We start from the raw sequence: 16,187 nt of genomic DNA, 5'->3' as shown, positions 1-16,187 counted from the left end.
CTCCTTTTTAAAGCCTTTAGAAAGTGTAGTTCAAATACGCTGTAACCGATCTTCCAGGTGCAGGTTGCAAGCCTGCAGGGCTAGAGCCAATCCCGGTAAAATAATACTTCATGTTGAAGATGTTATTGATTTGCAAGCTTCCTGTAACTCTGTGTCGTCCGTTTTCCCAGAAAATTTGGCTCACTTGGATATTCCACACCCAATACCAAGGCAAGAGTCCTTCATGTTGGGTCATACACCAAGCTTCGCATTGATAACCGCTATTAAGAACGCTTTCATAGTTGTTCCCCCCACTATAATATTGCATCCCATAATAGCCTCCTGCTGCACTGTTGCTAATCCCACTATAAGCGCGGCTATAAAAATAGCTAGAAATACCGATGGTGGTTTTACGCCAGTTGTAGCGAGCGTCAAGAATGAACTGGAAAGGGCTTACAAATGGGAAATGCTTGTTGTAGCTAGTCCCTTTTAGCACATCCCCGTTCAAGTCGGTTAAAGGGCCATGGCTGGTTACACGAGTGTCAATGTAGTTGAAAGCGGCATGGAATTGCAACCCTCTAATAGGCCTGTAATACAATTCCAGCTCCACGCCTTGAGAATAGCCATTAATGGGGCGCACATTACCTTTCATGGGGCCGCTTGTATAGACTGAATACTGCCCGGTGGCAAAATCGCGCGCCCAAATCCTAAAGTAGTCTGCATTGAAGCTGAATTTATCCTTGTAGGTGTAGCGCGCTCCTGCTTCCACCGTGTCAAAGTGTTGGGTAAAATACTCCGCTCCTCCATAGCTCAAAACGTCTAATTGAGGCGGGACGAAAGAGCGTTGGTAGTTGAAGTAGGTAAGCACATTGTGATCGCCTTGCACAGGGATAAAGCCAATGTTGGTTGAGGGCATCCAATTGTTCATGTGCTTGATTTTTCTTAAATCCTTCTCAGGGATTTGCGCCCAATTAGCCGCATTTTCGTTGTTGTATTACACAAAAGCGTAGCGCAAACCAGGCACGATGAAAAAGCGCCCGTCCCAAGCTTCAATGCGATCGCTCAAATAAACCGCTGTGTAATTGTTACGCCAGTTATTCCAGTTTCTATAAATGCCATGCTTGATGTGGGGTTTCCAACCGCTCATCACATTAGGGCCCTCACACAAGAATCCTGCCCCCTCACCGCTCGTTTTGGTGGCGCATTCATTGGTGTTTAAGTATTGGCGCTGTAAAAAAGTGGTGGTCATGAAACGCAAGCCCATGATAAAGGTTTGCTTGACTTTCCCGGTATTGACGATCAGATTCACTTTAGGCTCAAAAGCGTTGTTAATGGAGCGCACAGGGTTTTCTACCTCTGCCCAGCCATTGTAGTTAGTGGCATAATAAGGCACAGCCAAGTTATACCCTGCCGGAAGTCCCGCCGCCCTGCATGCCGCTTCGCTAAAACAAGTAACCATGTTGGCGCTATTATAACTAGAGCTCACTTGAAAGTCCCTAGTCATCAACTGCCCATAGTAGGTGAAGCTAAAAGTCCCGCCCACTCTGTCTAAATCCCCGAAGCGGTTTTCATACACAGCCCCAAAGCGTTGTGAGCGCCCGCCTTTTTGGTTTAAGGGGCGCAAATTAGCGAAGCGGTTTATTTTGTAATCTTGCTCGCTGAGTGATCCCGGTTGAGCGATAGCAAAATCGTAGTATTGGTAATAGGCTTTAATCCCATTGCTTTCATTGATGTCATAGATCCCATCTAGCCAATAGTTTGAAATATTAGAGGGGCTATTGTCCCTAAAGCCTTGGCCTCTAACCCAGTTAGCTTGCGCTTGGATACCCACATGCTTATTGATCATCCCTCCGCTTCTCACGTAAGTGTTATAGAGGAGGTTATTGCCTAAAGACTTGATAAAAGAAGGATCGCCGGTTTTATCAGGGGGAGCGGCAAACCCGGCGTTTCTAGCCTTAGCCCAATAAGTGATCCTTTCAGCCGCTTGGTTTTCCCATTGAGTAGGGATAGGCTTAGTGATGATATTGACAATACCCCCATAAGTGTTAGGCCCATACTGCACGCTGCCTCCACCTTTGATCACGTCAATGCGATCAATGGCTTGGAAGGTAACAGGGAAAATGTCTAGCTCAATGTGGGCGTAGGGGGCCATATAAACAGGAATACCATTAACTAACATCAGCGTCGCATCGCTATGCCCTGAACCTCCCGCTCCAAAGCCACGGATTTGGATAGTAGGCATAGCCCCTACGCCTGTGGCATTCCTAATTTGCAGACCGGGGACATTCTGTAAAGCTTCTTCAATGCTTTGGTTAGCTTGTTGGGTGAGCGCTTTGTTAGAGATCACCGTGCGGCTTCCTGTGTATTTTTTCACTTCTTCATCTTGCCAACTCTTAGGCACGGTAATCCCGCTATAACCCAAATTGACCTGCCCAGAATAATCAGATCTATCCTTTTTGCCGGCAGTAGAAACCTTGCCTAAAGTGTAATCTTTTTCCTTAGCGAACAAAGACTCTTGGCAAATCAAACTGGCAGTTAAAGCCAACAGAACTTTTTTATGCAACGCTAACTCCTTATGTTTTGAGAGATTAAAAAATGGTTTAAATTTTTTAAGTAAAATCGCACCAATAACGAACGCCTATTAAGTAATAAAAACAAAAAAAAATTAATAATGCACGGAATTTATCATAAAAATTCTTAAAATTTTATTAATCCTACGAAAATCTTTTTTTTTTGATTTCGCTTGGTTTTAGTAGAAAATACCCATTTTTGACACAAAACGAGCTTGCATGCGTTCTCAAAACGCACAAGACATTTTTTGACGCTCAAAGCGGTTTAACTTTTCAAAACACTGCCCCTTATAGAACAAAATCCATAAACTGATAATCTGGGCCTAAGCTTCAAGTGATCTCAAAAGTGCTAACGCCCTAGATTATTACTTTTTTGTGTTTGTGTGTATACCATTTTAGCCTTAAAATCCTTGATCAAAAGGATTTTGTGTTCATTCTTTCTTGGCGCCTCTTGTTGTTGGTTTCATTTTTCAACTTTTTCAACCTTTTATCGTTTGGCTTGAAAAGCGATCAGCGACTCATTGCAAAAGATCGCTCCTTGTCTTTAATTTTACAGCTATTAATGATGAGATCCAAGATTTCTAAAACCTGCTCTTCTTCTTCGTTATTGTGTTTGGTGCTCACCGTGGGGTTGTATTCGGTTACCTCAAGCGCTTTTAATCGGTCTTTAAAACTTTCTAAAAGCAAGCCCAGTAATTGCTTTAATTCATCAAAACTCAGCCCGTTATTTTCACGCACGCCGGTAGAAGTGAAAAGCTTGCCATCCATAATGTCTAAATCCAAACTGAGATAAATAATATCCACCGCTTTTAATAATTCTTTGGTTTTTTGAACCACTTCTTGCATGTTTTCTCTTATCGCACCCACGCTAAATAAAGGGATTTCTAATTCCTTAATCACATCTCTTTCGCTCTGTTCGGTGCTTCTTACCCCAAAATACACCAAACATTTAGGATCAATTTCTAACCCTCCCTTTTCTAACCCCAAAGAGCAAAGCTTTTGCCATGCCTTTTCTTCGCTCTCGCTCATGCGATTAAACCCGCTACGGACACGATTTAAAACCATGCCTAAAGGCATGCCGTGAATGTGCTTTGTATCGCTGTCATAAGCCGTGTGAATATCCGCATGCGCGTCTAAATACAAAATCCCTATTTTTTTGTCTTTATGAACGCTCCTAAAGGCTTGGAAAATCCCAAACATGTTCGCATGCTCTGAGCTTAAAATCAAAGGGAATTCTTTTTTCTCAAACACTTCTTTCATGCAAGGGATCAGATTTTCTTTACAAAAAAGGTAGTAATCTTCAAAATTCTTAGCGTATCTAAACTCTTTATAAAGCACGCACCGCTCTTGAGTGATCGTTTGCATGCCTTTAATCACATCGCCATGCGTTTCGCTCAAAACCTCCCTCAAACGCCTAACCCCTTTATCGGTGCCTCTTTTTGACGCTCCTAATTCCGCTTCTAATCCTACTAAAATCATTTTATAACTCCTTCAAATTCCTTTTTCTTGCTGATAGCCCCATTTGTCCTTACTCAAATAATACGCTCCATAGCAAAGCCCCATAAACACTAGCGTGAGATACCCTCCAATGCGTTCATTCGCATCCATATACGCCCCTATAAGCCCCACCAAGCACCCGCTGATGCCAATGATTTGGATCAAAGGATTAAGGGGGGCTTTATAAGGCAGATCTTTTAAGGATTTCCCCAAAGCTAGATACTCTTTCCTGAAGCGGTATTGCGCTACGCTGATACTGATCCATACAATAATCACCATAAAACTCACCACATTGATCAAACTTGCCATGATTTTTTCTGGTGCAAACGCTTCGGTGAGCATGCCAATAAGTGTAACCCCTAAAGATAAATACAAAGCATAAGTGGGCGTGCCAGAGGCGTTAAGTTTAGCAAAAAGGGGGAAAAACATCTTTTTTTGGCTTAAGCCATAAATCATCCTCCCTGAAGCGTATAGCCCAGAATTAGCGGTGGATAAAATCGCGGTGACAATGACAAAATTCATAATATCTGCCGCATAAGGGATACCCACGCCCAAAAAGGGTAAGGGGATCTTTTCTAAAGCGCTCACAAAAGGGCTTTGCGTCAAACCACTATCCGTCATGGGCAAAAACACCGATACCACAAACACCGCCCCTAAAAAGAAAAACACGATCCGCCATAAAGTCGCCTTAATCGCTTTAGGCATGACTTTTTTCGCGTCTTTAGTTTCTCCTGCTGCAACGCCGATAATCTCTGTGCCCGTGTAAGCAAAAATCACCGCTAAAATCGCCCCAAAGAACGCCCCCACGCCTTTAGGGAAAAAGCCTTTTTCTAACCCTTGAGTCTCCCCATTAAAATAGAAATTAGCAAACACGCCTTCAAATCCATGCAAATAAAACGAATAAACAATGCCAATGCCCCCAAGCACAATGAACACAAAAACCGCTAAAACCTTGATGGTGCTGAGCAAAAATTCGCCTGTGGCAAAAATTTTAACCGAAAAGAAATTCAATAAAAATAAAAGTGCAATGCATGCAATGACCCACACATACACAGGAATAGTTGGGAACCATCGTTGCATAAGCAAGCCTATGGCGATGTATTCCACGGCCACGGTTAAAACCCAACTCAGCCAATACATCCAAAAGACCATATACCCGGTGCTTGGGTTAATAAAACGGCTCGCATAATCCCCAAAACTCCCTGTGGTGGGATACACACTCGCTAATTCCCCCAAAGACAAAACAATAGAATAGACAATAATCCCTCCAATCAAATACGCTAAAAGCGTAGCTAAAGGGCCCGCACTAGCGATATTTCCCCCTGTGCCTACAAAAAGCCCGGTGCCAATCGTCCCCCCTAAAGCGATCATCATCAACTGGTTGAAGCCAATGTCCCTGCTTAAAGTCGTGTTGTCTTTCATAAACGCATCCTTTAATCGTAAGTAAATTCTATTTTAATCCCAACCAACAATTACAAAATAATAAGAAAATGAATAACAAACAAAAATTAATTTCATTGTGTAAAAGAGTAAGACTATTTAGCTTTTTAAAAGAAAGATACCTAATCGTTTAATGGAGTGAGTATAATCATAACTGACACTACTATTTAAAGGATTAACATGACTATTGGGCTAGTCAAAGAAAGCATGGATTTGGAATCTCGAGTGGCTTTGGTGCCTGATGATGTGGCGCTAATTATTCAAAAGGGCGTGGGGGTTTTGGTGGAAAATAGCGCCGGCGCTAATAGCGGTTATAGTAACGAAGCGTATGAGAGCGTGGGGGCTAAAATCGTGGATACTAAAACAGCGTGGGGGCAGGATTTGGTGGTCAAATGCAAAGAGCCTTTAGAGCATGAATACCCTTTGTTGAAAGAAAAAGCCACGCTGTTTAGTTATTTGGATTTAGCGTATCAAAAAAGCTTGTGCGAAATGTTTATAGATAAAAAAATCACTTCCATTTGCACTGAAACCATTGCTGGGCCTAAAAACGACTACCCTATTTTAGCGCCTATGAGCGTGGTGGCTGGGAGGTTGGCCGCGCATTTAGTCCAACATTATTTACTGGCTTTAGAGCATGTTAAAGGGTTTATGGGTAAGGGGGTCATGCTTGGGGGGTTATCGGGTGCGCAAAGGGCTAAAATCGTTGTGGTTGGAGGCGGTGTGGTTGGCATGGAGAGCGCGAAAGTCTTAAGCCAAATGGGGGCTAAAGTAACGATTTTAGAATTGGACTACGCCAAATTGCAAAACCACCCCTATTATCATTTGTATGATTTAGAAGTCTTAAGCGTGAATGAAGCCAATATCATTCAAGCCTTAAATGGGGCGGTAGGGCTAGTGGGAGCGGTGCTGGTTACAGCGAGCCAAACCCCTAAAGTGATCTTAAGAAAGCATTTAAAATACATGCAAAAACAAGGGGTAGTGATAGATGTGGCTTGCGATTTAGGGGGGTGCATAGAGACCATACACCAAACAAGCCATTCTAACCCGGTGTATGTGGAAGAGGATTTGTTGCATTATGGCGTGCCGAACATGCCAGGGATTGTCGCTAAAACGAGTTCTACGGCTTATAGCCATGCGAGCGTGCCGTATTTGTTGTATTATTTAGAGCATGGCTTAAGGGGTTTTTTAACAGCCAACACTAAAATCGTGGCGAATACGCTTGGAGGCTTGAGCGCTTATAACGGCTATATCACCCAAGAAGGCATCGCTAAAGCGTTCAATCTGGCGTTCAAATCGCCTCTAGAGATTTTAAAGGAGCTTTAAAAAAATAAGCTTTAGCAAGGGTTTTTAAGGCCGCTTTAAGGTAAGGGTTTTTCTTTAGCTTAAGAAAGCTTTAAGCATAAATCCCTTAAAATCCTTTCACATTTAGCCTTTAATAGTTTTTGTTAAATTTTTGACGGTTACAGAAACACACAAACACTCTTCTTTTGAACCTATTTGACGGTTACAGAAACACACAAAAATCCCTTTTTTCCTTGTTGTTAAAACTACAAATAAGACTGAATGATACTTTGATGTTTTAAGGAGTTTTTATGCATAACGCTTGCAATTGTAACAACCAACGAGTGCCTTTTAAAGGTTTTGCGATAGACAGCAAAGACGGGAAGTTCCACGAATGGGAGCATAGCCGCCATGCCATGGGCGAATACGATGTTGTCATTGACACCCATTTTTCAGGAATTTGTCATACGGATATTCACTTCGCTCATAGCGATTGGCTGCCTGGAATTTATCCTATGGTGCCTGGGCATGAGATTGCTGTGGTAGTGAGCGCGGTTGGCTCTAAGGTAACGAAGTTTAAAGTAGGCGATCACGCTGGAGTGGGTTGCATGGTAAATTCTTGCGGTGAGTGTCATACCTGTAAGCATGAACACCAAGAACAATGGTGCGAAAACAACAAAACCATTTACACTTACAGCTGGGAAGATTTTTTCCACAATAATGAGCCTACTTATGGCGGGTATTCTAACAATATCGTGGTGAGCGAAAACTTTGTGATTTCTATCCCTAAAGAAGCCCCATTGGATAAAGCAGCCCCCTTGCTTTGTGCGGGCATTACCGTGTATTCGCCTTTAAAATTTTCTAAAGTTACTAAAGGCTCTAAAGTGGGTATCGCTGGCTTTGGCGGGTTAGGGCATATGGCTTTAAAATACGCCGTGGCTATGGGAGCGCAAGTGAGCGTGTTCGCAAGGAACGACAAGAAAAAGCAAATGGCTCAAAAACTAGGCGCGACTAACTTTTATACAAGCGTGGGAGAATGCAAAGAAAAATTTGATCTAATCGTTTCTAGCATTCCCACGCAATATGACTTGCTCGCTTACACGAAATTATTAAAATATGGCGGTGAAGTGGCGATTGTGGGTATCCCCCCAAAAGATCCGCAAAGGAATTTGGATTTTGGCGATTTGGTGCTGTTTTCAGGCAATCATAAGATTTATGGCTCTTGGATTGGGGGCGTGAAAGAAACCCAAGAAATGATGGATTTTTCCGTCAAGCATGGCATTTACCCTGAGATTGAGCTAGTTACCGGTCAAGAAATTGATGCGACTTGGGACAAACTCTTAAACGGGCAAGGGAATTTCCGCTATGTGATTGATATGAAAAAATCCATGGAAAATTTTAAGAAATAAACCCCAAAAACCCCTAAATTAGGGGTTCTTTTCTGTCTGTTCTAACAAAAAACCATGCGTCTTCATGTGTGGAAATATTTCAAAAAAAAAAAAAAAACACTTTTTAATGTTATAATCTATCCCAAAAACAATATAAGGGGTTTTTATGGCAAAAATTGATAGCTATGAGTGGTATCTAAAAGATACTTTAAAAAAAGGACTCTATCACCAAATCCCTATCTACCAACGCCCTTATCAATGGACAGAAGAGAACTGCGAAAAGCTTTTAGACGATTTGTTTTTTAATTATGAAGATGACAGAGAAAGCGATTATTTTTGCGGCTCATTAGTATTAGTCAAATCCGATCCCAATTCCAAAACCGAAACCTATGATATTGTAGATGGCCAGCAACGCTTAAGCACTTTCATTCTGCTGGCAAAAGTTTTATCCGCTCTCTATTCTGAGCGTTTAACCGAAGAGAGCAAAGACTATTTGCAAGAAAGCTTGATTACTAAGTATGGGAAAAAAGATCGGTTGAATTTTAGTGCCGTAGGGTTTAATTCTAAAAAAGATTTTCAATGCGCTTTAACTTCTTTCAATGATGTTCCCATAAGCAACAATAAGAATAATTACCTAAAAAATGCGATCTGTTTAAAAAACTATCTCAGGAAAAAAGAAATTGAAGACATTAACGATTTCATTGAGTGGCTGTATTTTAAGGTTGTCTTTATCACCATCACTTGCCCTGATGCAGACAAGGCGTTAAGGATTTTTAATGTTTTAAACGCTAGGGGTTTGCCCTTGCATGCGATAGATGTTTTTAAGGTGGAGTTGCTAAAAAAAACTCGCTAAAGAAAAGGATCAAGAAGAGTTTGTGTCTCGTTGGAACGCCTTGCGTCAAAAATGCTCAGAGAATGAGTCAAAATTTCCAAAGAGAAAAGAGAACAAGCGAGAGAAGAATGCCACAGAAACCTTATTCAGCTGGTATTTAACCTATCTCAATCCGGTAACTAGTGGGAAAAGCATGGAAGAAAGACTTGCCGATCAGTTTGAAAGGCTTAATAAACTCCCTTTAGAATACCTTAAGGGCGTAGAGGATTTTTACAACGCTTATTGTAAGGTATTGGAAATGCAAGATTGGCATGCTCATTTGCTTTCTTATCTAGCCTCTGATTTTTGGCGCATTATTTTGTGCACCAGCATATTGCACCATTATAGCCCTCAAGATGATATAGAGGCTTTAAAGGAGTTGTTAGTCAAGTTTTACTACCAAAATTGGGTTGCAGAGCAAAAAGAACCTAAAAAACAAACTAATTGCAACATTATTAAAGCCCTAAAAGAAAAGCAAAGCGTAGAGAACATCGCTTCTATTGTGAAAAAATATTTTAAGGATGAAAATACCACGCAACGCTTTAAAGAAAACCTGCAAGATGACCATTTGTATGAAAAACACAAAAAGGCTTCAAGAAATTCATGGCTCAAGCCCATTCTCATTCTAGTGGAATATTTCATAAGCGATGATTCCAGACCTAAACGCATTGAAAAGAACGATTTTCATGTTGAACACATCTTACCCAAAAACCCGATCCTTCAAGCCAGTGGATGAAAGACTTTAGCGAAGAACAAAGAGGATTATACACGCATTCTTTAGCCAATCTCACGCTTTTAGGGGGCAATAAAAACTCTCAAGCTTTAAATTTGGATTTCAAAGATAAAAAGAAAATCTACATGGGAGAAGAAATCAGGTCAAGAAAAACGAAAACTTCTAATGTGATGACTTGTTATAAGACGACCATAGATGTTGCGCAATACACAGAATGGACGCCCAAAAGCTTAGAAAAAAGAAAAGAAGAGTTGATTCAAATCATTGAAAGCGTGCTTAAGCTCTAGGGAAGTGCCCCTAGAAAGTGAACACATAATTCACATACCACGAATACACGCGCCTAAACCCTATATCCAAATTTTTTGCAGTGATGTAGGGGTTTTTCTTTAGCATGGGGAATTTCACGCCCGCTTCAATGCTAGAATGTTTTAAGATTCTTAAGCGAGCCCCCACATTGAATAAAAATTGGAAAGAAGTGGCTTTTTTGCTCACCAAAGCTTGTTCCACTAAAATGCCCTCAAAACTCGGCGTCGCCATAAGCCATGAATTGCCGGCTAATTGTATCCCGCCAAAAGCCCCCAAACTCATGATGCCATTATTAATGACATTAACCATCACATCCATAGCCCCCCCATAAGTGAGCATGTTTGGCTCAAAGGTTTTGGGATCAGCAAGGCTCGTTAAACGATTGATTTCTTGTTTCCCAAGAACTTGACCCGCCAATTGCACCACTTCGTTGTTATAATTAGGGTTTTTAAGCCTAATAGAATTGGCATGAGCGTAGTCAAAAAACCCATAAGCACGCAAGCCAAAGTATTTTCCAAAGAAAAATTGATACCCCAAAAGTGCATCAAAGCCCTTGATGGTAGTGTTAGTGGCTTGTTTTTGAGAATTAATATCCGCATGCATTTGGGCTTGCCCTTGCAAATAACCCGCTCCTAAAAAAACGCCATTATTATCCATCGCTGATAGCGCGTTCATAGAAGCAATCAAAGCTAACAAAGATTGAGAAAAAAATTTTTTCATGGATAATTCCTTAACATAGTGCTTAATTCTTAAAAAGAATACCCAAAAAATAATTAAAAAAGTTTAAAAAATGAAACATTGATCAAAATAAAAACTTTTAAGAGTTTTACATAAGATGATAAAAAAGTGGCTAAAACCCCCTTTTTTAAAATTTTGTTTCAAGCTTTAAGCTACAATATACGCATGAAAGATTTAAACAAGACTATCGGCGTGTTTGTGCGGCCCACTCATCATCAAAACGCTCTTTTTAAAGAGCTAGAGCAGGCTAAAGAATGGGTTTTAACGCTTTTAGAAGATGAGGGGTTTGAAAGCTTTATGATTGATAGCCTTGATGGATCAAAAGACGAACGATTGATAGAAAAAGCTTACGCGTTTTTGTGTTTAGGGGGCGATGGCACGATTTTAGGGGCTTTAAGAATGACGCATGCTCACAATAAGCCATGTTTTGGGGTGAGGATTGGGAATTTAGGGTTTTTGAGCGCGGTTGAATTGAACGGGTTGAAAGATTTCTTACAAGATCTCAAGCAAAACAGGATCAAATTAGAAGAGCATTTGGCTTTGGAGGGTCGTATTGGAAACACTTCTTTTTATGCGATCAATGAAATCGTGATCGCTAAAAAAAAAGCTTTAGGGGTTTTAGACATCAAAGCATGCGCGGGCCATACGCCCTTTAACACCTATAAAGGCGATGGGCTTATCATTGCCACGCCCCTAGGCTCAACCGCTTATAATTTGAGCGCTCATGGACCCATTGTGCATGCTTTAAGCCAGAGCTATATTTTAACGCCCTTGTGCGATTTTTCTTTAACGCAACGCCCTTTAGTGCTAGGAGCGGAATTTTGTTTGAGTTTTTGGGCTCATGAGGACGCTCTTGTAGTTATTGATGGGCAAGCCACCTACGATTTAAAAGCCAACCAACCCCTATACATTCAAAAAAGCCCCACGACCACCAAGCTCTTACAAAAAAATTCAAGGGATTATTTTAAGGTGCTTAAAGAAAAGCTGTTATGGGGGGAAAGCCCTAGCAAAAAAAGATAAAAAGATAAAAGGGTAAAAAACATGCGAGATTTCAATAACGTTCAAATCACACGCTTAAAAGTGCGTCAAAACGCCGTTTTTGAAAAGCTGGATCTGGAATTTAAAGACGGATTGAGCGCGATTAGTGGGGCTAGTGGGGTGGGGAAAAGCGTCCTTATTGCGAGCCTTTTAGGGGCGTTTGGGCTTAAAGAGAGCAACGCTTCAAACATTGAAGTGGAATTGATCGTGCCTTTTTTAGACACGGAAGAATACGGCATTTTTAGAGAAGATAACCACGAACCTTTAGTCATCAGCGTGATTAAAAAAGAAAAAACGCGCTATTTTTTAAACCAAACAAGCCTGTCTAAAAACACGCTCAAAGCGTTATTAAAGGGGCTTATTAAACGCTTATCTAACGACAGATTCAGCCAGAATGAACTCAACGATACTTTAATGCTCTCCTTATTAGATGGCTACATTCAAAACAAAAACCAGGCGTTTAGCCCCCTTTTAGGCGCGCTTGAAGAAAAATTCACCCAATTAGAGAAGCTAGAAAAAGAAAGGCGATCGTTAGAGAATAAAAAGCGTTTCCAAAAGGATTTAGAAGAGCGTTTGAATTTTGAAAAAATGAAATTAGAGAGGCTGGATTTAAAAGAAGATGAATACGAACGCCTTTTGGAGCAGAAAAAATTGCTCTCTAGTAAGGAAAAATTGAATGACAAGATCGCCCTGGCGTTAGATGTGCTAGAAAATACCCACAAAATCACGCATGCTTTAGAGAGCGTGGGCCATAACGCGGAGTTTTTAAAAAGCGCTTTATTAGAGGCGAGCGCTCTGTTGGAAAAAGAGCAGGCTAAATTAGAAGAGTGCGAGCGTTTGGATATTGAAAAGGTGTTAGAAAGGCTTGGCATGCTGAGCGGGATCATTAAGGATTACGGGAGCATTGCGCATGCTAAAGAACGCTTAGCACATGTTAAAAACGAACTGCATAACTTAAAAGAAATTGACCATCATTGCGAAACTTACCACAAAGAAATAGAGCGATTGAAAACCGAATGCTTGAAATTGTGCGAAGAAATAGGTGGCTTTAGAAAAGAGTATTTAGCCGGTTTTAATGCCCTTTTAAGTGCTAAAGCTAAAGATTTGCTCTTAAAAAGCCCTAGTTTGATCTTAGAAGAAGCCCCCATGAGCGAAAAAGGCGCTCAAAAACTCGTTTTACATTTGCAAAATTCCCAATTAGAAACTTTAAGCTCCGGGGAATACAGCCGTTTGAGGTTGGCGTTCATGCTTTTAGAAATGGAGTTTTTGAAGGATTTTAAAGGCGTGTTGGTGTTAGACGAAATGGATTCCAATTTGAGCGGCGAAGAGAGTTTGGCGGTCTCTAAAGCCCTTGAAACCTTAAGCAGCCATTCGCAAATCTTTGCCATTTCGCACCAAGTCCATATCCCAGCGCTCGCTAAAAACCATATTTTGGTGTTTAAAGAAAACCACAAAAGCCTTGCAAAAACCCTTAATAATAAAGAAAGGGTTTTAGAAATCGCGCGCATGATAGGGGGGAGCGAAAACATAGAGAGCGCGATTTCTTTCGCTAAGGAAAAATTAAAGGTGTGATGATGAAATTTTTTCTTTTAAAGAAATTCAGCGAATTTTTAAACACTCAAACGCATTTTAATCTCAAACGCTTGAGCGCGTCTGGCTTTTTATTAGAGGCTTTTTCTAAAGAAAAACACGCCTTTATTGTGGATTTGAATGCGCCTTATATCGGTTTGTCCAAAAAACCCCCAGAAAGCGTTTTAAAAAACACTTTAGCGTTAGATTTTTGTTTGAATAAATTCACCAAAAACGCCAAAATTTTACAAGCAAACATCATTGATAACGATCGGATTTTAGAAATCACAGGCGCTAAAGATTTAGCTTATAAGAGTGAAACTTTTATTTTGCGTTTAGAAATGATCCCTAAAAAAGCCAACCTCATGATTTTAGATCAAGAAAAATGCGTGATAGAGGCCTTTCGTTTTAATGATAGGGTCGCTAAAAACGATATTTTAGGGGCATTGCCTCCTAATATTTACGAGCATCAAGAGGAGGATTTGGATTTTAAGGGATTGTTAGATATTTTAGAAAAAGATTTTTTATCCTATCAGCATAAAGAATTGGAACACAAAAAAAATCAAATCATCAAGCGATTAAATATTCAAAAAGAACGCTTGAAAGAAAAATTAGAGAATTTAGAAGATCCTAAAAATTTACAATTGGAAGCGAAAGAATTGCAAACTCAAGCCTCGCTATTACTCACTTACCAGCATTTAATCCATAAGCATGAAAGTCGCGTGGTTTTAAAGGATTTTGAAGATAAGGAGTGTGCGATTGAAATTGATAAGAGCATGCCCTTAAACGTTTTTATCAATAAAAAATTCACTCTCAGTAAAAAAAAGAAACAAAAATCGCAATTTTTGCATTTAGAAGAAGAGAATTTAAAAGAAAAAATCGCTTTTAAAGAAAATCAAATCAACTATGTTAAAGGAGCGCAAGAAGAAAGCGTTTTAGAAATGTTTATGCCGGCCAAAAATTCTAAAATCAAACGCCCGATGAGCGGGTATGAAGTGCTGTATTATAAGGATTTTAAAATTGGTTTAGGGAAAAACCAAAAAGAGAATATCAAGCTCTTACAAGACGCAAGAGCGAATGATTTGTGGATGCATGTAAGAAATATTCCTGGATCGCATTTGATCGTTTTTTGCCAAAAGAATACGCCCAAAGATGAGGTCATTATGGAATTAGCCAAAATGTTGATTAAAATGCAAAAAGATGCGTTTAATAGTTACGAAATTGACTACACGCAACGAAAATTTGTCAAAATCATCAAAGGAGCTAATGTCATTTACTCAAAATACCGAACTATTAGTCTAAAGGACACTTAAACACTTAAGGAGGTTAGCATGGGTGTTTCCGCTTTAGGCAATGTAACTTATATCAACCAAAACGCTCCTTTAAATTCTGCTATCCAACAGGGTGCAAGAAGTGATATGCTGGATTTAGCGCAAAGCTTTCAAAGCAAGCTTGAATTAGCCCAAGAAACCAGGGCGTTAGAAAACATGCAAGCCATTAGCGATAAAGATCCTAAAGAGGGTTCCAAAAACCGCTATCCAAACAGACAAAGGGCTAAGGCGTTTGGCTTGGAAGAAGAAGAAATTGAATTGTGGCATGAAGAGCATTTGTTGGATATTGTGGGGTAGGGTGTCGCGAATAACCCCTATCCTTTCATGAGTTTAAAATAAAATAATCAAGTCCCTGTTTTTGAAACATTAAAAGATTTTAGCTATCAATATCAATCACAATAGAATCTTATATTTTTAACAAAAGGGAATGCGTCATGTTAAGGGGTGTCAAAAAAGCGGTTTTTAGGGTTTTGTGTTTGGGAGCGTTGTGTTTAGGGGGGTTAATGGCAGAGCAAAACTCTAAAGAGCTTATATTTTCAGGTATCACTATTTACACGGATAAAGATTTCACTAGGGCTAAGGAATACTTTGAAAAAGCTTGTAGATTAAACGATGCTGATGGTTGCGCGATCTTAAGAGAGGCTTATTCTAAAGTCATCCTAAAAGGAAGTGCAAGAGAAAGCATTGAAAAAGCTCTTGAACACACCGCTACTGCTAAAGCTTGCAAATCAAACGATGCTGAAAAATGCAAGGACTTAGCAGAGTTTTATTTTAATGCAAACGATCTTAAAAATGCTTTAGAATATTACTCTAAATCTTGTAAGTTAAATAATGTTGAAGGGTGTATGCTGTCAGCAACTTTTTATAACGATATGATAAAGGATTTGAAAAAAGATAAAAAAGATCTAGAATATTATTCTAAAGCTTGCGAGTTAAACTATGGCGATGGCTGTGCGATTTTAGGGGATATTTATCATAATGGTGAAGGCGTAACACAAAATTTTAAAAAAGCTTTCAAATATTACTCTAAAGCTTGCGAGTTGAATAATGGTGAAGGGTGTTCTAAATTAGGAGGGGATTATTTTCTTGGTGAAAGCGTAACGCAAGATCTTAAAAAAGCTTTTGGATATTACTCTAAAGCTTGCGAATTAAACGAGGCTCTAACATGCACGCTTGTAGGAGAGTTTTATCGTGATGGTGAAGGAGTAACAAAGGATCTTAAAAAAGCTTTTGAATATTCTGCCAAAGCTTGTGAATTGAACGATACTAAAGGGTGTTACGCTCTAGCAGCGTTTTATAATGAGGGTAAGGGCGTGGCAAAGGATGAAAAGCAAACGACAGAAAACCTTGAAAAGAGTTGCAAGCTAGGATTAAAAGAAGCATGCGATATTCTCAAAGAACAAAAACAATAAAATCCTAGCCCTATTAAGCCCCATTAAACAGCTT

Annotated in this window: 10 protein-coding genes and 2 pseudogenes; 8 read left to right on the top strand and 4 right to left on the bottom strand. The window is 39.9% G+C overall.

All coding sequences use genetic code 11. The features are described 5' to 3' along the window. Positions 1-16: 16 nt before the first annotated feature. From I6852_RS00940 to I6852_RS00930, 3 genes and pseudogenes are all read right to left on the bottom strand, one after another. Positions 17-2,542, bottom strand: a pseudogene (locus tag I6852_RS00940) (TonB-dependent receptor family protein). Positions 2,543-3,059: 517 nt separating this feature from the next. Then, positions 3,060-4,028 (bottom strand): arginase, encoded by a 969-nt coding sequence (rocF, locus tag I6852_RS00935; RefSeq protein ID WP_197291656.1) that lies wholly within the window; start codon positions 4,026-4,028, stop codon positions 3,060-3,062. 12 nt (positions 4,029-4,040) lie between these two features. Further along, the gene (locus tag I6852_RS00930; protein WP_097639458.1) at positions 4,041-5,468 is read right to left on the bottom strand and encodes an amino acid permease; all 1,428 of its coding nucleotides are present in this window, start codon (positions 5,466-5,468) and stop codon (positions 4,041-4,043) included. 198 nt (positions 5,469-5,666) lie between these two features. Between I6852_RS00930 and I6852_RS00925 the strand changes: the two genes are divergently transcribed. From I6852_RS00925 to I6852_RS00915, 3 genes and pseudogenes are all read left to right on the top strand, one after another. Continuing rightward, complete coding sequence (locus I6852_RS00925; protein ID WP_197291657.1) at positions 5,667-6,809, top strand: alanine dehydrogenase; 1,143 nt, start codon at positions 5,667-5,669, stop codon at positions 6,807-6,809. A gap of 269 nt (positions 6,810-7,078) precedes the next feature. Beyond that, entirely contained in the window at positions 7,079-8,176 is a 1,098-nt protein-coding gene (locus I6852_RS00920) for an NAD(P)-dependent alcohol dehydrogenase (protein WP_197291658.1), read from the top strand. Between the two features lie 145 nt (positions 8,177-8,321). Then, positions 8,322-10,046: pseudogene (locus I6852_RS00915) on the top strand (DUF262 domain-containing protein). Positions 10,047-10,056: 10 nt separating this feature from the next. On the opposite strand, the gene I6852_RS00910 reads toward I6852_RS00915, so the two are convergent. After that, entirely contained in the window at positions 10,057-10,785 is a 729-nt protein-coding gene (locus I6852_RS00910; protein WP_197291122.1) for an outer membrane protein, read from the bottom strand. Between the two features lie 153 nt (positions 10,786-10,938). Here I6852_RS00910 and I6852_RS00905 point away from each other — a divergent pair, with 153 nt between their 5' ends. The 5 genes from I6852_RS00905 (at position 10,939) to hcpG (ending at position 16,153) form a co-directional block, all read left to right on the top strand. Continuing rightward, complete coding sequence (locus tag I6852_RS00905) at positions 10,939-11,823, top strand: NAD(+)/NADH kinase (protein ID WP_197291229.1); 885 nt, start codon at positions 10,939-10,941, stop codon at positions 11,821-11,823. A gap of 21 nt (positions 11,824-11,844) precedes the next feature. Then, complete coding sequence (locus I6852_RS00900) at positions 11,845-13,413, top strand: DNA repair protein RecN (protein ID WP_197291123.1); 1,569 nt, start codon at positions 11,845-11,847, stop codon at positions 13,411-13,413. A 2-nt stretch (positions 13,414-13,415) separates the two neighbouring features. Then, a complete protein-coding gene (locus tag I6852_RS00895) occupies positions 13,416-14,723 on the top strand; it encodes an NFACT family protein (RefSeq protein ID WP_197291124.1) in 1,308 nt (435 codons plus the stop codon). A gap of 18 nt (positions 14,724-14,741) precedes the next feature. Continuing rightward, positions 14,742-15,038 (top strand): hypothetical protein, encoded by a 297-nt coding sequence (locus I6852_RS00890; protein ID WP_000539095.1) that lies wholly within the window; start codon positions 14,742-14,744, stop codon positions 15,036-15,038. Positions 15,039-15,175: 137 nt separating this feature from the next. Further along, on the top strand, positions 15,176-16,153 hold the full coding sequence (gene hcpG, locus I6852_RS00885) for a Sel1-like repeat protein HcpG (protein WP_197291125.1): 978 nt from the start codon (positions 15,176-15,178) through the stop codon (positions 16,151-16,153). Positions 16,154-16,187 lie beyond the last annotated feature (34 nt).

The sequence above is a fragment of the Helicobacter pylori genome, from assembly GCF_015904775.1.
GTDB lineage: Bacteria > Campylobacterota > Campylobacteria > Campylobacterales > Helicobacteraceae > Helicobacter > Helicobacter pylori_DM.
The sequence above is the reverse complement of the archived record's forward strand: the minus strand, read 5'-3'. Positions and strand labels throughout refer to the sequence as shown.